15 protein-coding genes are annotated in these 24,568 nt (G+C 44.7%); 7 read left to right on the plus strand and 8 right to left on the minus strand.

From position 1 onward, the window contains the following. Positions 1–80: 80 nt before the first annotated feature. Positions 81–2,450: a glycoside hydrolase family 127 protein gene (locus LX99_RS14545; RefSeq protein ID WP_109608549.1), complete on the minus strand. Its 2,370-nt coding sequence runs from the start codon at positions 2,448–2,450 to the stop codon at positions 81–83. Between the two features lie 340 nt (positions 2,451–2,790). Here LX99_RS14545 and LX99_RS14550 point away from each other — a divergent pair, with 340 nt between their 5' ends. The 5 genes from LX99_RS14550 (at position 2,791) to LX99_RS14570 (ending at position 10,725) form a co-directional block, all read left to right on the plus strand. Next, on the plus strand, positions 2,791–5,817 hold the full coding sequence (locus LX99_RS14550) for a SusC/RagA family TonB-linked outer membrane protein (protein WP_211319026.1): 3,027 nt from the start codon (positions 2,791–2,793) through the stop codon (positions 5,815–5,817). A gap of 26 nt (positions 5,818–5,843) precedes the next feature. Next, positions 5,844–7,241, plus strand: a complete 1,398-nt coding sequence (locus LX99_RS14555) for a SusD/RagB family nutrient-binding outer membrane lipoprotein (RefSeq protein ID WP_109608550.1) — start codon at positions 5,844–5,846, stop codon at positions 7,239–7,241. A 122-nt stretch (positions 7,242–7,363) separates the two neighbouring features. Further along, positions 7,364–8,302 (plus strand): dihydrodipicolinate synthase family protein, encoded by a 939-nt coding sequence (locus LX99_RS14560; protein WP_022833316.1) that lies wholly within the window; start codon positions 7,364–7,366, stop codon positions 8,300–8,302. 6 nt (positions 8,303–8,308) lie between these two features. After that, entirely contained in the window at positions 8,309–9,310 is a 1,002-nt protein-coding gene (locus LX99_RS14565; protein ID WP_109608551.1) for a 4-hydroxyproline epimerase, read from the plus strand. 170 nt (positions 9,311–9,480) lie between these two features. After that, a complete protein-coding gene (locus LX99_RS14570) occupies positions 9,481–10,725 on the plus strand; it encodes an NAD(P)/FAD-dependent oxidoreductase (protein ID WP_109608552.1) in 1,245 nt (414 codons plus the stop codon). A gap of 105 nt (positions 10,726–10,830) precedes the next feature. Here LX99_RS14570 and LX99_RS14575 read toward each other — a convergent pair whose 3' ends face one another. Next, positions 10,831–11,571: a hypothetical protein gene (locus tag LX99_RS14575; RefSeq protein WP_109608553.1), complete on the minus strand. Its 741-nt coding sequence runs from the start codon at positions 11,569–11,571 to the stop codon at positions 10,831–10,833. 168 nt (positions 11,572–11,739) lie between these two features. Between LX99_RS14575 and LX99_RS14580 the strand changes: the two genes are divergently transcribed. After that, positions 11,740–13,569 carry a DNA topoisomerase 3 gene (locus LX99_RS14580; RefSeq protein WP_109608554.1) on the plus strand — a complete coding sequence of 610 codons (1,830 nt, stop codon included), beginning with the start codon at positions 11,740–11,742 and terminating at the stop codon, positions 13,567–13,569. 8 nt (positions 13,570–13,577) lie between these two features. Here the strand turns inward: LX99_RS14580 and LX99_RS14585 are convergent, their stop codons facing one another. After that, positions 13,578–14,612 carry a hypothetical protein gene (locus LX99_RS14585; RefSeq protein ID WP_109608555.1) on the minus strand — a complete coding sequence of 345 codons (1,035 nt, stop codon included), beginning with the start codon at positions 14,610–14,612 and terminating at the stop codon, positions 13,578–13,580. A gap of 255 nt (positions 14,613–14,867) precedes the next feature. Here LX99_RS14585 and LX99_RS14590 point away from each other — a divergent pair, with 255 nt between their 5' ends. Next, a complete protein-coding gene (locus LX99_RS14590) occupies positions 14,868–15,896 on the plus strand; it encodes a LacI family DNA-binding transcriptional regulator (RefSeq protein WP_109608556.1) in 1,029 nt (342 codons plus the stop codon). 111 nt (positions 15,897–16,007) lie between these two features. On the opposite strand, the gene LX99_RS14595 is transcribed toward LX99_RS14590, so the two are convergent. The 5 genes from LX99_RS14595 to LX99_RS14615 form a co-directional block, all read right to left on the minus strand. Next, positions 16,008–17,846: an alkaline phosphatase gene (locus tag LX99_RS14595; RefSeq protein ID WP_109608557.1), complete on the minus strand. Its 1,839-nt coding sequence runs from the start codon at positions 17,844–17,846 to the stop codon at positions 16,008–16,010. 62 nt (positions 17,847–17,908) lie between these two features. Next, complete coding sequence (locus tag LX99_RS14600) at positions 17,909–19,423, minus strand: RagB/SusD family nutrient uptake outer membrane protein (protein ID WP_109608558.1); 1,515 nt, start codon at positions 19,421–19,423, stop codon at positions 17,909–17,911. Positions 19,424–19,459: 36 nt separating this feature from the next. Beyond that, positions 19,460–22,813: a SusC/RagA family TonB-linked outer membrane protein gene (locus LX99_RS14605; protein WP_109608559.1), complete on the minus strand. Its 3,354-nt coding sequence runs from the start codon at positions 22,811–22,813 to the stop codon at positions 19,460–19,462. Between the two features lie 111 nt (positions 22,814–22,924). Then, entirely contained in the window at positions 22,925–23,863 is a 939-nt protein-coding gene (locus LX99_RS14610) for a FecR family protein (RefSeq protein WP_109608560.1), read from the minus strand. A 47-nt stretch (positions 23,864–23,910) separates the two neighbouring features. Beyond that, on the minus strand, positions 23,911–24,519 hold the full coding sequence (locus LX99_RS14615; protein ID WP_170122707.1) for an RNA polymerase sigma factor: 609 nt from the start codon (positions 24,517–24,519) through the stop codon (positions 23,911–23,913). Positions 24,520–24,568 lie beyond the last annotated feature (49 nt).

Here is a 24,568-nt window from a genome sequence, read left to right on the forward strand (position 1 = left end):
TTTGGCCTTATGCCTTATGCCTTATGCCTTCAGCTTTCTGCTCTTAAATAGCTTTCGGCTTTCCGCCTTCAGCGTTTAGCTTAATTCTTAACCATCCGGCTGCCATAAACCGGACCGGCACTGTTATCTTTTTTAGCCACCAGTTTTACTGTTACTTTTTGCTTTCCCTTGGTCAGCTCAATAGGCAGGGTATAACTGATATCGTAAAAACGGCTTTCCTTGTACTGGTTCAAATCTTCGGTTGATAGTTTAATACCATCAATCAAAATATCAAATGTACGTCCGCGGTTATCCATACCCCAATAGGTATTAATGAGTGTATTTTGAGCGTTTGCATCAACTTTCATTTCGTATTGCAGGTATCCGCCGTTCTCGGTAGAGCGCCATTTTTTCTGATGGTCCTCGCCGGTGGTGGCATTCTCACTGGTGAAATTATGGTCGCGCTCGGGTTGCATTTCGCCTATACGCAGCATATCGGTAGTATGGGCTTCCAGTTCCTGCTGTTTTTTGCGTTGCTCATCATATGCTTTTTGCTGTACAACCCAGGCATCCGGGGTAAATACATCCCAATATACGGAGTAATATTCGTTTTTAGTTTGATTGAAAGGGATCAGGTTAACCTCAACGGGCTTAGATACCCCGGCAGCGCGAAAGCTTAACTGCTTCCGATCAACCATCTGGAGCCATTTATTAGGATCAGTTTCGCTGGTAACAAAAACGGGGACACCTTTTAGCGGATCAGGCTCCGTATTGCCCAAAACACCCGCCAATAAAACCGGGCCGTAAAATACCGCGCGCCTGTTGGCGTTATCAGGCATAGCCTCGGTGTACAAACTTTCGGGGGTTGTCAATTCTATCTTATCATTGTTGCGCCATTTACGGTTCAATACAAGGTATCCTTCCGCATCAACACTAACAGGCTGTTTTTTGCCATTGATGCTAACCGTCACGTTATTGCTCCATTTGGGTTTGCGGATGCGGATAGGCATGTTAACCTGCTTATTTGCAGTTATGGTAAAAGTAGTTCGATCTGTATTAGGCAAATTACTTTGCTGCTTTATACTGATGCCTTTGGATGCCCAATTCAGCACCGATGGAATAAACAGGTTAACATATAAGCTACCATCGGCCCCTTTAAAATAAATAGTCTCGTTATACTTAACATGGTTCTCCATTCCCGAGCCAACGCAGCAGGTAAAATCATCAAACGGGGTGCTGTATTGCTTGGTGCCGCCCATCCGCAACGGAACGAAATAGCACATCATACCCGTACTGTGATTTTGCGAGGCAAGGATATGGTTATATAAACCTTTTTCATAATAATCCATCAACCTCGCCGAAGGCGCTACCGCAAATAAATGCCTGGTTAGCTTCAGCATATTATAAGTATTACACGTTTCGGTAGTATTTTCGGTAAGCTTATCATTCAGTTTACGCGGCTCGCTCAGATATTCGTAGTTGCTGTTGCCGCCTGTGGCGTATGAATGATTGTCGACTATTGTTTCCCAAAAAAAGTCGGCAATGGCTTTATCTTTTTTATCGCCGGTAAGTTCGTACCTGCGCGCGCCGGCAATTATTTTCGGAATTTGTGTGTTGGAGTGCTTGCCCGGTAAAATATCCTGTTGCTGCGATAGCGGATCGAGAATCTTCTTATCATAAAACTTATACGATAGCTCCAGATACTTTTTGTCGCCGTTAATGGCGTATAAGTTAGCCAGAACTTCGGCCATGCCGCCGTACTCACAAAGCAGCATTTTTTGCAGCTTCTCATCGTCAAGGTTTTTGATGGTTTCGCCGGTCCAGTCGGCCATACCCTTGCAAATTTTAAGGGCCTGTTTATTACCGGCATATAAATAGGCATCCAGCAAACCTGCCATTACCTTATGTACGGTATACCATGGCGACCAGCCCCCGTTTAAATCAAACCCGCGCGAACGGATATCACCTTTGGCCACTTCGGCCCAAAGCGTATCTTCTTTCGGAATAGCGCCAACGTAGCCGGTTTTACGTGCCACCTGGCATTCGTTAAGTTCGGCAACTATATAATTAACGCGTTTTAAAAATTCAGGGTCGCGGGTGGCGTCGTAATGCATGGCAATAGCCGAAAGATAATGGCCTAATGTATGGCCTGCTAAACCTGATGATTCCCAGCCCTCGTACATTTTACCCTTTGGTTTCAAGCCGGAGTGCGAGCGGAATGCCGAAAGGAGCCTGTCGGGCTCGATAGAAAGCAGGTATTTAACATCTGCCTCTTGCGCTGTTTTAAAAGGACCGTCAAGCAGTTTTACGTCTTTCAAATCAAACGCATAAGCTTTAATAGGCACAACGGGCTTTATAGCCATCCGGCTATCATTTTGCAGGGGCAGGTATGATTGCGCCTGCACCATGCCCGCTGTTGTTAAACAGGCAATAATACAGGTGTTTATTTTTAACCAATTTTTGGCAGGCATAATACTGTGTTTTGTTTTAATCAAAATGAGTTTATAAAAGTAGCCCTCGTGTTGCGATAATTATGGATGATTTTTTGCCGGTGTTAACCGGATATTAACCCGTTTTTAACCAAAATATCAAATTATGGATATTAAAATGGGGTTTAACATGATGATCAGCTACCTCCTTAAAATTAAATTTATTGTAAAAAACACAATTAAATAACAGTATTTTAACAATCAAGTTAAGATATGGGCAGTATTGGCAAAATTCATAAAAAAACAAGGTGATGCAGAAGATAGTTTTACATATCTGTAAATCAGATATAAAAATCAACAGTTAATCACCTCAATTAATTTTATGCAGTTTAAACATTTACTCAAAAAATTCATGCTGCCTTTGTTGAGCGTATTTATGTGTTTTAATTACACTTATGCACAAACAATAGCACTAAAAGGCAAAGTAACCGATGAAAAGGGCGAAGCAGTAGCAGGAGCCTCAGTTAAATTAAAAGGAACCAATAAAGGTTCGGTAACAAGCATCACCGGTGCTTTCGATATTGCTTACACCGGCACAGGTACACTTGTTGTATCGGCTATAGGATATACCACCACCGAAGTTAAACTTACCGGCCAAACCAGCGTCAGCGTAACAATTAACAGCGATAGTAAAGCCCTGAACGAGGTAGTGGTTACCGCTTTGGGTATAAAACGCGATAAGCGCATCCTTACTTATAGTACACAGGAGGTTAAAGGAGAATCGTTAACACAATCAAAAGAACCTAACCTTGTAAACGGTATTGCCGGTAAAGTATCGGGGGTGCAGGTTACAAGTTCTTCGGGTACGCCAGGCAGCTCGGCCAGGATCATCATAAGGGGAACCACTTCGTTTTACGGAAATAACGAGCCCCTAATGGTTATTGACGGTGTACCTGTTGATAACTCCGAAACAGGCAACTTAAATTCAGGCCCAGGTACAAGCCGTATTGCCGATATCGATCCCTCTATTATTGCAAGTATTAATGTACTAAAAGGTGCGGCCTCAACCGCCTTATATGGATCAAAAGGAGCCAACGGTGTAGTTATGATCACCACAAAAAATGGCGCATTGAACAAGAAGCCGCTTATTACTTTTACTTCTGATTTTTCGTTCGAAAAGCCTTTGTTGCCTCAAATCCAAAATAAATACTCACAAGGAACCAATGGCGTTTATTACGATGGGGTAAATCAGAAAACGAGTACCTCATGGGGTGCCCATATGGATACATTGAAAATAAACGGCCAGCCCGCGAAGGTATATAACCAGTCTGACCTGTTTTTTAAAACCGGTCAGACCTACAATAATACCATTAACATAGGTGGCGGCAGCAATAATTCAACCTACCTTGTATCGTACTCAAATTTTAACCAGCAGGGCACAGTGCCAACCACCAAATTTTTACGCAATACTTTTTTTGCTAAATATAGCGCCCGAATGTTGGATAACCTAAATACCACATTCCAGTTAAACTACTCCAATTCGCAAAATGACAGATTGCCGGAAGGTTACGCGTTGGAAAGCCCGGTATGGACCATCTTCACCGCACCGGTATCGTACAATTTGCAGCCCGCGCTAAATGCGGATGGTACACAGCGCCTTTACCGTTTTTCGCGTAACAACCCTTACTGGGTATTAGACAACATCAAAAACCATTCGGGTGTTAACCGCTTCCTGCCTACGTTTACGGCAGATTATAAGCCGTTATCGTGGTTAACCATAACCGAGCGTTTTGGCGCTGATGTTTATACTGAAATGGACCGTTACCATGAATCAACCCAATCAGTATCAAACCCTAATGGCCGCCTGGTTGATCAGAATATTAATTACCGCCAGTTTAATAACGACTTGCTAATCGGGGCTAATAAAACCTTTGGTAATTTTAATGTTGATGTAGTATTGGGTAACAACATTATCTCTACCTATAATGAATACACCTATGCCAATGGTGTTGGTTTAACGGTTCCGGGCTTGTATAATATGGCGTCTGCATCAACGGTTACTTATAAAGAAAACTCAACCTTACAGCGAAAAATTGGTTTTTACCTGCAATCAAACATCGAATATAAACGCTTCCTGATCCTGTCATTAACAGGCAGGTACGATGGTAATTCGGTGTTATCAACTAACCATAATTTTTATCCGTACGGCTCGGCTGCAACCAGCTTTATCTTTTCTGAGTTCTTCAGCCCCGAATTTTCAAGGGTGATGAATTTGGCTAAGGTAAGGGTATCATATGGTACAGTAGGTAACGATGGCAGCATTAATCCTTACAGTTTGTTAACCCCTTACAGCGTGGCTACCATACGTAACCTTGGCTTTCCTTATGGCGGACAGGCAGGTTTTCTGATCAATGATGTTCTTGGAAACCCTACGCTTAAAAACGAGCGTATTAACGAGTTTGAGGCTGGCATTGAAGCTGGGTTCTTTAATAACCGTATCTCACTCGAAGCTTCATTTTACAGCAAAAAAACTATTGATGGTATCATTCCTAACGTAGCCATCGCTCCATCAACAGGTTATGCTTCTACAGCGGTAAATTCGGCCATTATGCGTAACCGCGGCATCGAAGTTTTACTGAATGTAAACGCGGTAAAAAGCCGCGACTTTAACTGGGACCTTACCCTTAATTTTACCCGTAACCGTAACAAGGTACTATCTATTTACCAGGATCAGCAGCAACTGGGAAATGGGTTTACCAATATTATAGTTGGGCAACCTTATGGCGTAATATATGGTACCCGCTACGCACGTAACGCCGCAGGCAAAATACTTACCGGCGACGATGGCCTGCCTTTTGCCGATGACAACCAGGGCATAATAGGCAATATTAACCCTAAATGGTTAGGTGGCATCAACAACGGTTTCAGGTATAAGCAATTTAACTTCAGCTTCTTTTTTGATATTAAACACGGCGGCGATATTCAGAACAACGTTGATGGCTACGGCTACTTTTACGGAACACCAAAAGTTACCGAAAACCGCGGCCCAAGGGTGGTTGATGGCATAAACGCCGCTACCGGACAGCCAAATACCGTATCAGTTAACGGGCAGCAATACTACCAGCGTTTAAATGGTATCCTTGAATCGGTGATACAGGACGGTAGCTATGTTAAACTGCGTAACATTAGTTTAGGCTATACCTTAAAACCATCCTGGTTAACAAAAAGTCCGTTCAAATCGGCAACCTTCAGCGTAACCGGTCGTAACCTTTGGATCCACGCTCCGCACTTTACCGGCGGCGACCCCGAGGTTAGTTCGTTCGGAGCGTCAAACGGTTCGCAGGGTATTTATTCATTTTCAACCCCAACTTCAAAATCAGTTGATTTTAGTTTAAAGGTGACCCTGTAATTTTTAATCATTAACAAGAAATCAGCATGAAAAATAAATATATTGCATTAGCTGCCTGCGCCTTAATAAGCTTTACAGGTTGTAAAAAATTTATCGACGTAAACCAGGACCCAAACAGGCCAACCGATGTTAAAGAATCATTGATCCTTGCACCGGTAGAGGCCGCCATCTCACAGAACATTACTGCCGCAGGCAATGCTAACCTTGCTGTAGTGTTACAGCAGTATATGCAGGTAATAGCCCTTAATCAGGTGCCGCCAAACTTTGGCACCTACCTGATGTACCACCAGGATATGGATGGCGACTGGTATAATTTTTACCCGCAGGTACTCAATAACCTGGTTATTCTTAATAAAAAAGCGGAGGCCGATGGTAACGCGAATTACGCGGCTATTGCCAAGGTACTTACTGCCTATACGCTTGGTGCTGCTACCGATGTTTGGGGCGATGTACCCTTTTCAAAGGGTTTTACAGGCATCAATAACCTTACACCTACTTATGATAGCCAGGAAGCCATCTACAACCAGATACAAACCTTGCTTGACGGAGCAATTGCCGATATAGCCAAAAACAGCACTGTAATACCTGCCGGCGATGATTACTATTATGCCGGCGATATGAGTAAATGGAAAAAAGCGGCATATACCTTAAAAGCCCGTTATTACATGCACCTGACAAAAGCACCCGGCCATACAGCAGCCACACAGGCCCAGTTAGCCTTAACAGCTTTGCAAAACGGCATGACCAGTAATGATGACGATATGAAAATGCCTTTCAGCGGCGCCGCCGGTGCCGAAAATCCATGGCAGCAAAACTTTTTGCCAGGTTCCACACTGGTGCTGGCTTCAACTTTTGTGGATGGTTTTAAAACGCGCAAAGACCCTCGCTTGTCAAAAATGGTGTCCCCTGCAATAGAAACAGGATTGTATACCGGAAGGCAGATAGGAGCTGATGATATCGGCAGCCTGGAATCATACTCGTTAGGAGGTTCGTTTTATGCCAGTGCGGGTTCAAATAATTACCTGCTCAACTATTCGGAGGCATTGTTTTTAAAAGCCGAGGCCACTCTGATCATTTCCGGGGCCGTTGCTGCACAGCCGGTTTATGTATCTGCTGTACGCTCGCATATGTCTAAACTGGGAATTGCCGAGAGTGATATTGTTACCTATCTGGCTACCCGCGGTACGCTTACCGGTGCCAACGCCGAGCAATTGATTATAGAAGAAAAGGTAATTGCAAATTTCCTGACCATGGAAAATTATAATGACTGGCGGCGAACCGGTTACCCGGCTTTAACCAAAGTAAAAAACGCCCTGTCTGATATCCCTCGCAGGGTATTATATCCGCAATCGGAAATAGTACCAAACCCGCAGCCGCAGCAAAACGCCAAGCTTACAGACAGGGTTTGGTGGGATGCACAATAAGCATTAATTAGCAGGCATTGACCGGTAAAATGGCATTATTAGTTAAAATACGGTTAGTGTATGCTAAATTGTTAGATAAACCCTATTTAATAGTATTTTAGTTTTGTAAAAAATATTTAAGAATGATAACTTTTGATTGGAAAGGCGTACTCCCAGCAGTAACTACAAAATTTACAGATAATGATGAGCTTGATTTTGAAGCTTTTGATGTTAACCTGAAAGCCCAGCTTGAAGCCGGTGTTGATGGTTTTATCTTAGGCGGATCATTAGGCGAGGCCAGCGTGCTTGACGAGCAGGAAAAATACGACCTGCTTGCGCATACCGTAGCCTTTGTTGAAGGTAAAGTGCCGGTAATATTGAATATAGCCGAGCAAACTACCAAAGCTGCCGTAAGGTGCGCGCAAAAAGCGTTTGAATTAGGCGCTTCTGGTTTAATGCTATTGCCACCGATGCGATACAAGAGCGACGCCCGCGAAACTATAGCTTATTTCGCCGCAGTTGCCGAAAGTACGCCGCTGCCTATAATGATATACAATAACCCGGTTGATTATAAAGTTGAGGTTACACTTGATATGTTTGAGCAACTGGCTGCTTACAGCAACATCCAGGCTGTTAAAGAATCAACCCGCGATATATCAAACGTTACCCGCATGATCAACCGTTTCGGCAACAGGTTCAAGATCTTCACCGGTGTTGATCCTTTGGCGATGGAAAGTTTGGTAATGGGTGCAGATGGCTGGGTTGCCGGTTTGGTTGACGCCTTCCCGAAAGAAACCGTTGCTATTTACCGTTTGGTGAAAGCGAAAAGATATGACGAGGCTTTGGCCATCTACCGTTGGTTTTTACCTGTATTGGAGTTGGATATCCATCCAAAACTGGTACAATATATTAAACTGGCCGAAGTTGCTACCGGAATTGGCACCGAAAATGTACGTGCGCCACGCCTGGCTTTGGTCGGTGAAGAGCGTACTTACGTGCAAAAAGTAATTGACGATGCATTGGCTGTAAGGCCGGAATTGCCTGTTGGCAGCTGGGGCAAAGTAGCTGAAGAGGTAGCTTAACTTACTATGGCAAGTAAAACTTTTTTTTGTGTTGATGCGCACACCTGCGGCAACCCGGTAAGGCTTGTTGCAGGTGGCGGTCCGCAGTTGGTGGGCGATAACATGAGCCAGAAACGCCAGCACTTTTTAAAAGAGTACGACTGGATTCGCACCGGCCTGATGTTTGAACCACGCGGCCATGATATGATGTCGGGAAGTATTTTGTACCCGCCTCATGATCCGGCAAATGATGTAGCAGTTTTGTTTATCGAAACCAGCGGGTGTTTGCCCATGTGCGGTCACGGCACTATCGGTACAATAACCATCGCTATTGAGGAAGGGTTGATCCAACCTAAAGTTCCGGGTATTGTGCGGATGGAAGCGCCCGCAGGTTTGGTATTGATCGAATACAAACAGGAAGGTAAAAAAGTAACCTCGGTAAAACTGAGGAATGTGCCCGCGTATCTCGCAGCTACAAATCTTGAGGTAGAATGCCCTGATTTGGGTACGCTGACCATCGACGTATCCTACGGCGGTAATTACTATGCCATTGTTGATCCGCAGGCTAACTTTGAGGGTATTGAAAAGTACACCGCAGGCCAGTTGGTGGCCTGGAGCCAGGTTTTGCGTAAACGTATTAACGAGAAATACCAGTTTATACACCCGCTTGATCCTACCATCAATACCTGTACGCATATCCTTTGGGCAGGCGTTACGCTATCTGCCGATGCCACCGCCCGAAACGCCGTTTTTTATGGCGATAAGGCTATCGACCGTTCACCCTGCGGCACCGGCACATCGGCCCGTATGGCACAGTGGTTTGCCAAAGGTAAATTGAAGGTTGGTGAGCCGTTTATTCATGAAAGCATCATCGGCAGTAAATTCATTGGCAAGGTAGAGGATGTGGTAAAGATCAATGATATTGATGCCATTGTACCAAGCGTTGAAGGTTGGGCCCGGGTTTACGGTTACAACAACATCAAAATTGATGATGACGATCCGTACGCCCATGGTTTCCAGGTGATATAAAACTATTCCCACAACGTCATTGCGAGATACGAAGCAATCGTACGGAAGCAGGTCCGCCCTGTATAGTTCGTGATTGCTTCGTATCTCGCAATGACGTATTTTAATTAGATCGAACAGTATATTAACAAGCTTTCGGCTTTACGCCCTAAGCTTTCAGCTTAAAAAAGAAAATGGCAAAGGTGCTCATTATTGGCGGAGGTATAGTTGGTTTAAGTTCCGCGTATTATTTACAAAAGGCCGGGTATGAGGTTACAGTAATTGATAAAGGCGACATGGCGGACAATTGTTCGTATGGTAACGCGGGGATGATTGTACCGAGCCATTTTATACCATTGGCTACTCCGGGGATGGTTGCGCAGGGCATCAGGTGGATGTTTAACAGCAAAAGCCCTTTTTACGTACGTCCGTCGCTAAATCCTCAATTAGTTTCGTGGGGGTTGCAGTTTCTGAAAAAGGCAAACGCGGCGCATGTTCAACAGTCGGCAATGCCTTTAACTGAACTTTCACTCCTTAGTAAAAAGCTTTATGAGGATCTGAGCCGCGAGCCGGGCTTTAATTTCGACCTTGTTGAAAAAGGGATCCTGATGTTTTACAAAACCGAGAAAGCGGGTGAAGAAGAGGCCCATCTGGCCGAAAAAGCCAGGGAACTTGGTTTGGATATGGCCGTGTTAAGCGTGGCGGAATGCAAAGCTTTGCAACCCGATCTGGAACTGGACGTTTTAGGAGCGGTACACTATCGCTGCGACGCGCATCTTTCGCCAAATAAATTAATGGCAGCTTTGTTGAATTATCTAAAAAACGCCGGCGTAAAACTGATCAGCAATAAAGAGGTAACCAAAATTGAAACCGCCGGGAATAAAATAAGCCGCGTGTTATCGCATCATGAAGAATTTACGGCTGATGACTATGTAATTGCTACCGGCTCATGGTCGCCTGCGGTGGGTAAATTACTGGGCTTGAATATTGTGTTGATGCCGGGCAAAGGTTATTCCTTTAATGTAAAGGACGAAAAACAAACCATGCAGATCCCGGCGCTGCTTGCCGAAGCCCGCGTTGCCATTACCCCTATGAATGGCGGGTTACGTTACGGTGGTACCATGGAATTGGATAAGATCAACAGCCGCATCAACATGAACCGTGTAAAAGGTATAGTTGAGTCGGTGCCAAAATATTTTCCGGGATTAAAACCTGCTGTTCCGGCAGAAAAAGATATCTGGTTTGGCTTCAGGCCGTCATCTGCGGATGGGTTGCCGTATATTGGTCGCAGTAACAAATTCAATAACCTTACGGTAGCAACCGGTCATGGCATGATGGGATTGAGCCTGGGTGCCGCTACCGGCTTATTAACCAGCGAAATTATATCGGGCAAGCCAACAAGTATTTCTGTTAGTGCTTTTGCACCCGAAAGAAAATAACAAATAGTTACACTTTAGGCAAAAAGCCCGCTTTCTTTTCAGAAAGCGGGCTTTTTGCCTGATTTAGACTTTTTGACAAAGGCAGATATTATACTAATCGGTTTCTCAGCCCTTGGTTATAACAACGCTCGCTACAGTTTGCCAGTTTTGAATAACCTCATTGTAAAATGGTTCATCTGCCGAGCCGCCTTTCCAAATAACGTAGGTCTTTTTATTATCCGCGCCGATATAAAACCTGGCTGAAGATTGAATAGCCCAATTTGTAAATCCGGTTATTGTATTGTTAAGATTGAAGTTAAATGTTGCTTTGTAATTATCCGAAGGGCCAATTACGATGTTCGATACAGCAAGGTTTGCTTCAAAAGGGTACGAGCTTCCTATCATTATACTATCTACCCTACCTGAAGAATTGGTGAACGTCCCCCTAAAATCAAAAGCATAATCTGAGTTTGGAGATTTGCGGCAAAACATCGTTACTTTCACATCCTGATATGAACCGGCAGGTAATTGAATAGCCCCGGCTAAAGCATCAGTACCAAAAATATTAAGTTTCTTTCCCACCGTAATAATCGAATCAAGAGGATTACTACCTTGTGCAACAAGCTCAATCTTTTCTACCCAAACAGTAGCAGACGACCAGTTAACAGCAATTGGCTTTACTGTACTATCAGATACAGCGTTGGTTTTCAGCTTTGTGCCCGAAGTGTTTGCCGTTGCTACATAGGTAATTTTGCCGGAGCCCGTAATAGCTTTTTGAGGTTCGTTGTTTTTTGTACAGGATAAAATTACCAGTGCCAACAGCGTTATGATATAATAACGTTTTGTGAATAAGGAAATAGGTTTCATTTAGATAAAAGTTAAAACTCGGCTTAAAGGTAAAAACAATTCTTAAATTCAATCCTGAAATTTTCCTTTAATTGTTAGCTAACGATTTACCGTCACTTACCAACATAACTTGCGGCCCTATCGGTAAATTCATAATTTCGTTGCCCTTAACAGCTCCGTGAAACCGATATGAAAGTGATTATTGCCGAGAAGCCTTCTGTAGCCCGCGAAATTGCCAGGGTGTTTGGCGCCAACACTAAAAAAAACGGTTATATTGAAGGTAAAGGTTTCACATTCACCTGGGCTTTCGGCCATTTATTACAACTGGCCGCCCCGCAGGAATACGGCTACTACGGCTGGAATATCCAGAACCTGCCCATGCTGCCCGCTAAGTTCAAACTCTCTATCCGCAAGGTTAAAACCAAAGATGGCGTGGTTGATGATCCGGCAGTAAAAAAGCAACTGGATGTGATAAAAAGTCTTTTTGACGAGGCCACAGAGATCATCGTGGCAACGGATGCCGGGCGCGAAGGCGAACTGATATTCCGTTATATTTACTATTACCTGAAATGCAAAAAGCCCTTTAAAAGGCTGTGGATCTCTTCACAAACCGACGAAGCTATCAAAGAGGGCTTTCGCAACCTTAAACCCGGCAGCGATTACGATACACTGTTCAACTCGGCCCACTGCCGCTCGCAATCTGATTGGCTGGTGGGCATGAACGCCACACAGGCACTCAGCTTATCATCGGGCAACCGGGCGGTACTATCTTTAGGCAGGGTGCAAACCCCTACCCTTGCCATGATCTGCTCCCGGTTTATTGAAAACCGGAATTTTGTACCGCAAACTTATTACCAGGTAAGTATCCATCCGGATAAGGACGGCCAGGTGTTTAAAGCCATATCTACCGAAAACTATGCTACTAAAGAAGAAGCTGAGGCCGTATTTAAAAAGGTACTGGACGTAGAAGGCGGCCACCCTCAGGGCGGGCATGTTTTGCAGGTGGAGGCTAAGCCCCGCAAAGAGCCGCCGCCGTTATTGCACGACTTAAGCAGTTTGCAACAGGAGGCCAACAAACGTAAAGGGTTCACGGCCGATCAAACGCTGACTATTCTTCAAAACCTGTACGAAAGTAAACTGGTTACCTACCCCCGTACCGGCAGCCGCTACATAGGCGATGACGTTTTTGCAGGCGTACCTGCGCTGATAGAAAAGCAGGAGCAACACCCACTGTTCGGCAAACAGGCCCAGGCCCTTGCCGGCGCTAAATTGAGCAAACGAAGCGTAAACGCCAAAAAGGTAACCGATCACCATGCTATTTTGCCAACCGGCGAAACTCCCGGTCATTTATCGCCAGATCATCAGGCGGTGTTTGATATGGTAGCCGGGCGGATGCTCGAGGCCTTTCACCAGGATTGTATTAAGGAAGTAACCAAAATAACGATGCAATCGGGCGCAAAGTTTGTGGCCAGCGGCACGGTGATCCATACAGCAGGGTGGCGCGCCGTTTTTAACGATAAGGAAGACGATAAAAAGGATGAGGAGAATGCTACCCTCCCTAAGGTAACGCAGGGCGAAAACCTGCCGGTAACCGCCAAAGCTATCCTCGAGAAACAAACCAAACCCAAACCCTTATACAATGAGGCCAGCTTATTAAAAGCCCTCGAGACAGCTGGAAAAGAAATTGACGATGAGGAATTGCGCTATGCCATGAAAGATAGCGGCTTGGGCACACCCGCCACCAGGGCCGCCATCATCGAAACGCTGTTAAAACGCAACTACATCATCCGCGAGAAAAAAAACCTGGTACCTACACAAACAGGCCTCGGCGTTTACGAGGTGGTTAAAAACCAGCAGATAGCACAAGCTGAACTGACGGGCAACTGGGAAAAACGGCTGGAAGAGATCCGCTCAGGGGCATCGGTAACTGATTTCCAGGAAGAGATCAAAACCTATACCCGTACTATTACCTCTGAGTTGCTAAGCCTGGGCAAGTCGCTTAATATACCTGTTGCGTAAGCCACGTGTTAATCAACGATAACTAATTTACCAGAGTCCATGATATAACGGCTCTCCTGTAAAAACCTGTCGATTTTTTTGGTGTTCGAAAAACTTTTAATAGCAAGCACCTTCTGCTTATTGCTTCCCGGAATTTCGAAGTACATTTTCACATCCGTACCCGAGTAGATCATATTGGTAGTGCGCCTGGTGATCTGGAAATTTATAAAATCTGAAAAGTTAAAAGTTTGATTGTTAATACCCAGAACATTGATACTGCTTACTGTTTTAGCGTTGTTATCAAAAACAACTTTGTTTAGTGTGCCGAATATAAAAGCCACGCCCATAAACAAAAACCCGCCAATTACCAGTACTTTATGAAAGGTGTCCGAATCATGCGTAAGGCTGTGGTTAATAAGCTCGTTAACAGCAACAGCTATTAAAATCAACCCGACAACTACCCCGCCCATATTACGCTTAATGGTATAATACGGGGGATTAGCAGTGTAATACTTAAAATCGGTTATTGCTTCGCCCTGATTATCACCGTGATTAAAACCGGCAGCGAGAAAGCCATCTATCACAGTGAAAGCCTCATGATTAAGGGCGATGGCGTTGGGGTCATCATCTTTACTGTACGATGCGGAAACCACTATCCCTTTGCCGTATTTATTCCTTTTGAGGAAAGCTCTGAAATTGTAGCCACCGGTTGTATTCCGCACGATACCTATGTTTTGGAGGTCTTCAAATTTTTCGGAACGGATACTTAACACCCCGAACAGCTTTTTTCGCATCATCCTTGTATCATTATCAAAAACAACTGTTGTGCGGCTTACCGCCCAAACAAGGGCTACTATAACCCCCAGGCCGATAAGCAGGGAAATCATAGACGATACCGCGTGCTCAGGACGGCCGGGATAAAGGGTGAGGCAGAAGAAAACAATAAAACCAGCAAAAACAATCCCGAAGCCGATGCTCAATGCCGTAAAAATACGGTATGGATAAAGGGTTACCCGCTGCGTTTCAATTTCCCAGCGGGTTTGCGCGAATTTTTTGAGTGCCATAAAGGTTTAAATTTACTTACGCCTTTAACAACTTCAGCCCGTTTTATGTTTTAACCAAAAAGCAAACATATTTCAATAAATTTATTTTTCGCACACACTGGCGATGCTAAAACAAACAACTAATCATATTACTGTTTTGATGGTAAATGACTTACAAACAACAACACAGGCCACCATAAACAAATGGGTTATTTGCTTAACTTACGCCGTGCTGAGACGGCGGGATACGCGCCAGCGCCAGTTATATAACCCGTTATGTTCAAATCAGTTACCATTAAAGATATTGCCAAAGCGCTTGGTGTTTCAACATCCACGGTATCAAGGGCGCTGAACGGCAGCTATGAGATAGGCACCGAAACCAAAAAGCTGGTACTTGAATACGCCGAAAAGATCAACTATCGCCCCAACCCCATCGCTTTAAGTTTAAAAGAACAGAAAAGCCATTCGATAGGCGTAGTTGTTTGCGAGGTTGCGAATGATTATTTTTCGCAGGCCATTAACGGTATCGAATCCATTGCCTATAATCGGGGTTACCATGTAATTATCACGCAAACACACGAATCGTTCGACAGGGAGACCGCCAACGTAAAGCACCTCCTTTCACGCCATGTGGATGGCTTGCTGGTTTCTCTTTCGGCACAAACCACCGACACGTTACAATATCAGGATCTTTTAGAAAAAGGTTTCCCGATTGTGTTTTTTGACCGGGCAGCGCCTGGTTTAAATACCCATAAAGTAATTGCCAACAATTTTAAAGGGGCTTTTGATGCCACCGAGGCATTGATTAAAGCAGGTTTCGCCAAAATTGCCCACCTTACCAATTCAAAAAACCTGCTCATCAGTCTTGAAAGGCTTGAAGGTTATAAAGCCGCGCTTCATGAATACGGTATTGAATTTAACCCTGCCTTCGTAAAGCATTGTGATCACGGCGGCATGATCCAGGGTGAGGTGGAGTTGGCGCTTAAAGAACTGTTAAGTATGGATGTGCCCCCCCAGGCCATTTTTAGCGGCAGCGACAGGTTAACCATCAGTTCGATATCGATACTAAAAAAAATGGGGATAAAAATCCCGCAGGATGTGGCATTGGCGGGTTTCACCAATTCGGATGTGGTGCAGCTTTTTGATCCGCCTTTAACCGTAGTGCGGCAGCCCGCTTTCCAGATCGGACAAATGGCTACCGAAATGCTGATCAAAACCATAGAAAGCAAATGGCCGGTTTATGAGTTCAATACGGAAAAGGTTGATGTGGAGTTAATTGTAAGATCGTCATCTCAAAAAAATTAATCCTTTATTTGAAACCGGTTAACAGCGACTATAGCGCTTAAAAAAAGAGGTTGATCAATGAATATGATACAACCTCTTTTTATCATTATCACGGGAATCGGCTGGCCTCCGTTATTGCAATAAAGCCTTGATCTTATTAAAAATTTCGGTATTGCTGTAAACGCCCCTAAAATCCAGCGAATGCGGCCCGTAGCTAAATACAGGAACCGGGGTACCTGTATGATCGTTAGTGCTGAAATCTCCCCATACGTAGCCTTTGCTGATATCGCCATCCAACAGCGTTAAACCGCCTGTTTCATGATCGGCGGTAACAATTACCAGGGTTTCACCATCTTCATCGGCAAATTTAAGGGCATCGCCAACAACACGGTCGAAGTCGCTGTTTTCCGTGATGATCTGCTTCAGGTTATTGGCATGGCCGCCATGATCTATCTGCGAGCCTTCAATCATCATAAAAAAGCCGTTTGGCGCATTTTTAAATGCACGGGTCACTTTATTGAAAGCCAAAGGCAGATAGTTTCCCCGGCCCTGCATTTTGGGGCGGGTTACGCTATCATCCATCAAACCGAGTATTTTAGGCGATGTGCTGCTTAAAAATTCATCGAAATTCCGGATAACCGCATATCCCCTCTTCTTCATTTTATCAACGGTACTTTCGCCATTAACAGGCTGAGCGAAATCTTTGTAAGCCGATCCTAAAAAAATGTCGACCGGTGACGAAGTAATATTGGCGGCTATGGCTACCGAATTACTTCTTTCTGAATTGTGCGCATAAAAAGCCGCAGGCGTGGCATCGGTTAATTCGCAAACCACTATATCGGCGGTTTTCTTTCCGGCCTGCGCGCTGTAATCAGCTAACGATTTTAAAGGTTTGCCGGATGGATCAACACCTATAGCCCTATCATTGGTTTTCTGACCGGATGCGAAGGCGGTAGCACCGGCCGCCGAATCAGTAATATAAGCATCTGCCGAGTTGGTTACAGAAAAACCGATGTTTAACATCCGGAAAATATTCAGCTGGCCGCGGTTGGCTGTATAAGTTGAATAGATCTGCGATAAGCCCATGCCGTCGCCAATACAAAGAATGATATTTTTGACCTTCTTAACAGAACCGTCCGATTTATAGGTAGGCTTATAAATGGCGTAAGGCTGCGGCGCGGTGTATTCATCAGCCGTTTTTTTATTCAGGAAATCACCAAGTTCCTCGATCTTATCCGTACCGATCACATCTACACCCAGGCGAATGAGCGCCAGCCAGCTGCTTTTGGTATCGGGGGTTTCCCAAAAGCGGATTTTTTTTCCGGCGTTATGTACGCTGTCAATACCGGCTTTTATCCTTGCTATTTCCTCGTGGTTTAATACGCCTTTGCCATTCCAATGTATGTATTTGCCAAACGGAAAACTGACGAGGCCAATCTTTTTCCACTGCTCAGGCGTAAAACCGTTCATATGATCAACGTCGAACGAGATCCAGGCCGGGTAAGCGGTCATCTCGGCCGCGGGCGGTACCGCGCCTGTCATCACGATAGATAACCTGCCGGGGTGGCCTTCGTAATCAAAATATTGTTCCAACGGCTTTAGTTCTTTAATTACCAGGGGTAAAACCGCTTTATGATCTTCCTTAATCTCGAGTAATAATCTTAAATGGCGCTGCGGGTCGTGCTTAAACTTCTCAATCAGCGGATCGATGTAAAGGATCTTAAGCGACCGCTTAGGGTCTATCTCCTTTTTATCATGTGCCACCATCAGTTCCCCGTTAACAGCGAAACAATCCGCTTCTATCGAGCCGAAGCCTTTTTCATAAGCCCTTAAAAACGGAATGCTGTTTTTATAATCGTTGTGCGAATGGGCATCGGCAACGGTATACAACGTTTTCTGCTGCGCGTTAGCCGATAGCGCGGCGCACGCAAGCAGCGATACCAGCGGGATAATTTTGGTACAGTTTTTCATATGTTATTTAATAGTAAAACCGGGCTGTGCCCGGTTTTATAGTTGTTAGCATTTCAAATAAATTACCAGCCTGCGTTTTGCTTTAGCTGTCCCTGGCTAATCTGGATATCTTTTGGCGGGATAGGCCAAACATTATCACGTGCCGGGTCAAAGTTACGCGCTTTCCACACAACCGAACCATCCGATCCGTGTAAAGGCTTGGCGTAGGTTGCCTGTGCATCACCCCAGCGCACCAGGTCGAAGTTACGGTCGCTCCACTCGCCGGCCAGTTCAACCCGGCGCTCGTGCTTCAGGTTAACCATGGTAGCGTTGGTAATTGGTTGCAAACCGGCACGAACGCGTACCTGGTTAAGCGCGGCATCGCCGTTTTTGCCCTGCATAATTTGTGCTTCGGCTTTAATCAGCAAAATTTCGGCATAGCGCAATAATGGCACGTTCAAATCTGTTGATGGCTCGTCGCCATTAGGGCTCACGTGAATGCCGCCCGCATAGCTAAACGGCTCCATGTATTTATTAAACTGGTAACCGGTTAAACTATTGCTTTTACCGCCGATTGGGTAAGTATAAGTTTGACCGAAATACTGAAAGCTATCGCCTTTTTGCAGGATCGTAGCCGGAAGCCTTTTATCGCCGGTTTCAAACTCGTCAACCAATTCTTTGGTAGGCTGAAAATAACCGAAGCCGTTGTATAAGCCCCAGCCTTTATTCTCCAGCATGGCGCCCGGCAAAATGCTTTGCCCGTTAAGGCTGCTTGCTACCGACCAAATATATTCTGAACTGTAGTTGTTAGCAATCTTGAATACATCCGCATAGTTGTTTAACAAAGCATGTTTGCCGCTTAAAATAACTGAATCGGCATATTTTTCGGCGTTAGCATAATCTTTAGCGTGAAGGTAAGTTTTTGCCAGGTAGGCCCAGGCAGCTGTTTTGTGCGCACGGCCATAATCGCCTTTAGCCAGCTTATCAAAATAAGGCAATAATGATGCTGCTTTTTTCAGGTCGGCCTCAATGTAGGCGTAATTATCTTTTACAGATGGTAACTGCGCCGGGAAAGCCAGGGGATTAGCACGGTTTTGTAGAGGCGCGCCTTGTTTATCAGTTCCATATAAATCGGCAATTTCCAGGTGCATAACGGCGTGAACAAAATAAGCCTGGCCCAAAATAAAGTTTTTAGTGGCCGCATCCATATTAATAGCAGGCACATTGTTGATCACATCATTAGCCCGTTTCATCACCACAAAATGTAAAGACCACGGGGCATAAATACTGTTCTCGTTACCTGTACAAACAAAGTTTTTGATGTTTTCCCTATCCGCAGATGTACGGCCTACCACCATATCATCGCTGGCGTTGATGAACCAGAAAAAGCCGCGGCCATACAAATCCTCGCTGTTGCTTTGCTTTTCGTATAAACCGTTGGCAGCAGCCTGTGCATCGGCAGCGGTTTTCCAAAAGTTCGCGCTGGTTGGCGTACCGGTGGGCTTAATATTATCTAAAGTTCCTTTTTTACAGCTTTGGGCAAGTGTAATGGCCATTATACCTAATAAACCGCCGCTAATTATATTTTTAAGTTTCATTGTAATTGTCTCTTTTAATTATGTTGCCTTGATTTATTATAAGCCTACGTTAACACCTATTAATATTACGCGGGCCTGCGGATATAAGCCCAGATCAACACCGTTTTGATTGATACCCACTTCCGGGTCAAGACCGCTGTATTTGGTAAATGTTGCCAGGTTTAGGGCATTTGCAAAAACACGGGCACTACGTACGCCGATTTTTGTCATCAGGGCTTTTGGCAAAGTATAACCGAGGGTTACGTTTTTAATACGCATGTATGCGCCGTTCTCCACATAAAAATCAGACACGTTACCAAAGTTACCGTTGGCATCACTTGCCGATAAACGCGGAATATTGGTGTTGGTATGCGTTGGCGACCATGCGTTTTTAGCATCGGCCAGCAGGTTGTAGTTCTGGATAGAGGCGTTCAGGCCGGTATATTTAACCGCGTTGAAAAGCTTATTACCGGTAACGCCCTGCAAAAACACGCTCAGATCAAACGGGCCATAGTTAAAGTTGGCCGTAAAACCATAGCTGATTTTAGGAAATGGTGTACCTAAATAAGTTTTATCAGCTTCTGTTATTTTACCATCGCCATTCAGGTCCTGAAATTTGATATCGCCCGGTTTGGCGTTTGGCTGGATCAAGGCTCCCGATGGACCCTTGTAATTATTCACCTCATCCTGCGATTGGAATAAACCGGCAGTTTTGTATCCGAAAAAAGAATACAGTGAGTAACCTTGTTTTAACCAAACGGGCACCAGGTTATCCCTCACAGTTGGGTTAGATAATATGGTTTGCTGCCCTGGTAGGATGTCATCAATTTTATTTTTGATATACGAGCCGTTCGCGGTTAAATTGTAATGCAGCTCGCCTACACTGCCCTGGTATTTTACCGAAAGCTCGATACCTTTATTCTGGATTTTACCGCCATTTACAAATGGTGGATTTGATACGCCATAAACAGCTGCTACCGGCGGCTGGAACAGGAAACGGGTGTTTGTTTTTTGAAAAACATCGGCGGTAACATTGATCTGCCCGTTCATCAAACCTAAATCAAAACCGATATCTGTTTGAGTCGCCTTTTCCCACTTAAGGTTAAGGTTGGCCAAACCATCAACAGCCGAACCGGTAATGCCAGCAGCCGGACTACCTAAATACCCTGCAGTTTTAGTTAATGATACCGAAGTAGGGAAACTTGGCAAACCGGCAAGGTTACCCGACTGACCGTAGCTTGCCCTCAACTTAGCAAAAGATACCAAAGCATCTGTAGGAAAAAATGACTCCTTGCTAATTAACCAACCTGCCGACACACCAGGATAAACCTCCGCGCGGTTCTTACTTGTTAACAACGATGTAGCATCGCGGCGGATAATACCGTTGATGAAATATTTACCGGCGTAATCATAACCGATCCTTCCTAAATACGAAATCAGGGCCGACTCGTTTTTGTTGCCTTGCAAAGGAACACCTGTTGGATTAAGGGTACCGTTAATGATGTAGCGGTAAGCAGGGTCTTCACTTAAGTAATTATCTGTATTTACACTAAAAAACTCCTGTGTATCGTTTTGATAGGTATAACCGGCCAAAGCGGTTACGTGGTGGTTACCAAAAGTACGGTCGTAGTTTAAAGTTTGCTCGGCAAGAATGGTACGGGCGTTAAACTGCTCCTGGAAAAGGAAGTTATCAAAAAACTTTTTGCCTGGCTCCAGCACTCTCGTGCTGAAGTTTTTGATGGTTTCGAGATTTTTGGTTATGCCAAGGTTCGAGCGAAATTTCAGGCCTTTGATCAGGTTAACCTCCACATATGGATTGATATTGAAACTATTTACAGCATCGCTGTTATCTAAACGTTTTAAGTAAGCAACAGGGTTAATTACGTCGCCATATGAACCGGCGTATTGTGCAGGCACACCACCAAAGCTACCATCAGCATTATAAATAGATGCGTTAGGCGGATAAAAGATGGCCGACAAAATAGCACCGGTATAAGCGCTGGTAGTATTTGCACCCTGACCGTTATTGTACGAGTACGACATACTTTCGCCAATCTTCAACCAGTTATTGATCTGATGATCAGAGTTTACACGGAAATTATAACGAATAGCATTGGTATTTAACAGGATAGCATCGTTTTTACGATAGCCGCCTGAAACATAAAAATGCGATTTTTCCGTACCTCCGCTAATGTTAAGGTTATAATCCTGTAAATAACCGGTTCTGAAAAGCGCGTCGGTCCAGTTGGTACGGGTTATGCGCGAATCCGGGTTTACCGTAGCATCAAAAGCAGGGAGACGCGTTTTTCCGGCGTTATCATAAGCGGTATTGATGGCATCGGCGTAATCAGCAGCATTTAAAGCCTGTAGTATTTTCAGCGCGTTTTGTACACCGCCTTTAGCTGTGATCTCTAAATTGGTTTTACCTTCTTTACCACGTTTGGTGGTAATTAATATTACGCCGCCCGCAGCCTTGGCGCCGTAGATAGCAGCATACGAATCTTTCAAAACGTCGATCGATTCAATATCAGCTGGATCTATCGGGCCGCCATTGTAAATGGTTCCGTCAACAACCATCAGCGGGCCTTCGTTATTGAACGAGCTTTGACCACGCAGCCTGATGCTCGGCCCCGAAGTTGGGTCGCCGCCTTCGTTCAATACGGTTACACCGGCAATCTGCCCCTGTAGCATCTCGGTAACTGATCCTACCGAGCGGTCTTTAACATTGCTTACTTTTAAGGAACCAACAGCACCTGTTACGTCCGATTTTTTTTGTGTACCGTAACCCACCACTACTACGGCGTTCAAACCGGTAACATCCGCATCTAAAGTAACGTTAAGCGGCGATTGATTGGCAGTAACTTCCTGGCTTCTATAACCTATAAAGGTAAAAACCAGCACCTCTCCTTTTTCAACTGTAATTTTGTAGTTACCATTTACATCAGTTGAGGTTGCAGCCGATGAAGTTTTGCTGCGCACAGCCACACCTGCCAGGGGGCCGTCCTTATCGCTTACAGTACCGGTTATGGTTATCCTATCGGCAACGCGAACGGGCTTTTTACGCGAGATAATGATAGTGCCATACTTTTCGCGGTACTCCAACTGTGTATTGGCAGTCAGGGCGTTTAAAACATCCTTTAAAGGCTTGTTGATGAACGAATTGGCTTTAACTTTTACTGCCGCTACATCATCCATTTTGTAGTTAAAAGCTACGCTGTTGGCAGCTTTTTTTAACTTTTCGAGCGATGCATCCATGGTTTCGTCGGCAAATTTTACCGTAACCGGCTGATCGATCACCGAGGTGCTACGCTCTGCTTTGGCATGTACAGGCCACGATATGGCCAAACTGGTTAACAGCAATAAAATTGCCGTTGTTAAACTTCTTGAAATCCGGGTTAAAGATTTTTCCATACATTTGTTTTTAAAGTGATCAGTAACTGCCTGTTGGCTTTTAGTTTTGGCAGCTACATTTACATTAGCCAGTGCCTGTTCGTACCAGGCATTGGTTTCTCTTTGATATTGTTATTTAATATTTACCGTATCTCCTGTAAGCTTGTACTTCCGGCCATCAATCAATTGCAGTATATCAAGCACCTGCTTAATGTTCAGCTTGTTCGAAAACCTTACCGAATACCGTTGCTTGTTAAGCTTTTTACTGGTATAGTTAAATGTTACGCTGTAGCGGTTTTGCAGGTAAACAGCTATCTCGTTAAATGAAACACTATCCAAAATCAATTCATCATGCATCCAGCTCAATGAATGATCGCCGCTGATTTGCTGCCGTGTAAAGCTTTGATCCTGTTTATTATAAGTAAGTTGTTGTTGAGGGGTATAAAAGCCGAAGGTGCGCTTTGGACTGTGTATTTCAACTTTACCGCTGTTTACAAACACCTGGATATTGGGCAGCTCTTTATAAAATTTGATATTAAATGATGTACCCAGCACCTGGGTGGTAACCTGCGCGGTGTGTACCAAAAACGGCTTTTTAACATCGTGCTTTACATCAAAAAAGGCTTCGCCGCCAAGCAGCGTTACTTCTCTTTTTGAAGCGCTGAAAGTAACCGGGAATTTAATGGCCGTGCCCGCGTTTAACTGCACCATTGTACTATCCGGCAGCATGATCTGTTTCATACTGCCCCTGGGGGCGGTTATGGTTTGATAAGCAAGCGCCTCGGTTTTGCGGCGCGATAGCCTGGTGTAAAACAATCCGGCGCAAACGGCTACCAAAACGGCGGCGGCAACTTTCAGCCAGGCGGTATTTAACCTGCGTACTGTTCCTTTATTAATGGTTTGACTTTCTATCCTGTCCCAAAGTGGTTGTTTAAGATGTTGGGTATCACCGCCGGGTTCAGCCTCCGTGTCGAGTTGCTGCAATACGTGCTGCAGTAATTGCAGTTCCTCATCGGTGCATTTACCGGCGTTGAACTTATCGAGTAGTTTTTTTATTTCCTGTTGATTCACCTAATATGGCCTTATATCAAACAAGTGACAGGAAACGGGCAGGTGTACTATAACTTTTTTAAAAAAATAATCAGCAGTAAAAAACGCCCGTAATTATCAAAGGGGATCACGTCGTAATAGCGCTGAACTGATTTCTTTAATCTGCCGAGGGCATTGCTGATCTGGTTGCGTACAGTTTGGTGCGATAAACCTAAAAACTCGGCAATTTGCGGACCGGTCATGTCATGCTCGCGGCTGCACAAATAAACCTCGCGCATTTTTTCGGGCATGTCCGCTATCTCCCGGTTAATCAGTACACGCAACTCTGCAAGGGATAATTTCTGATCGGTGGTATGTTCGTAAGTTTCGGGCAGCGAGGCGATATCTTCTACCGGGCGGGGTTTTGTGCTCTGTTTTTTATACCACTTAAAACTCATGTAATTTATAGAAACCATGAGGTAGGCCTCGAGCGAGCCGTTCACCTGGATGGTAGAGCGATTTTTCCAGATAGACAGGAACAGTTCCTGTACCATATCCATAGCCTCATCCTCGTTTTGGGTCTTCTTTATAGCAAATGATAAAAGCTTATCCGAGTAGCGCTCATATATTTCCCTGAACGCCCCATCGTCACCGCTTTGCAGTTGGAGTAAAAGTTGCGTGTCCGGGTATTGCTTCACAGGGGTATTTTTACAGCGACAAAGTAAGGGTACAAATGTTAAGCTAAAT

Source organism: Mucilaginibacter oryzae (assembly GCF_003148845.1).
Lineage (GTDB): Bacteria > Bacteroidota > Bacteroidia > Sphingobacteriales > Sphingobacteriaceae > Mucilaginibacter > Mucilaginibacter oryzae.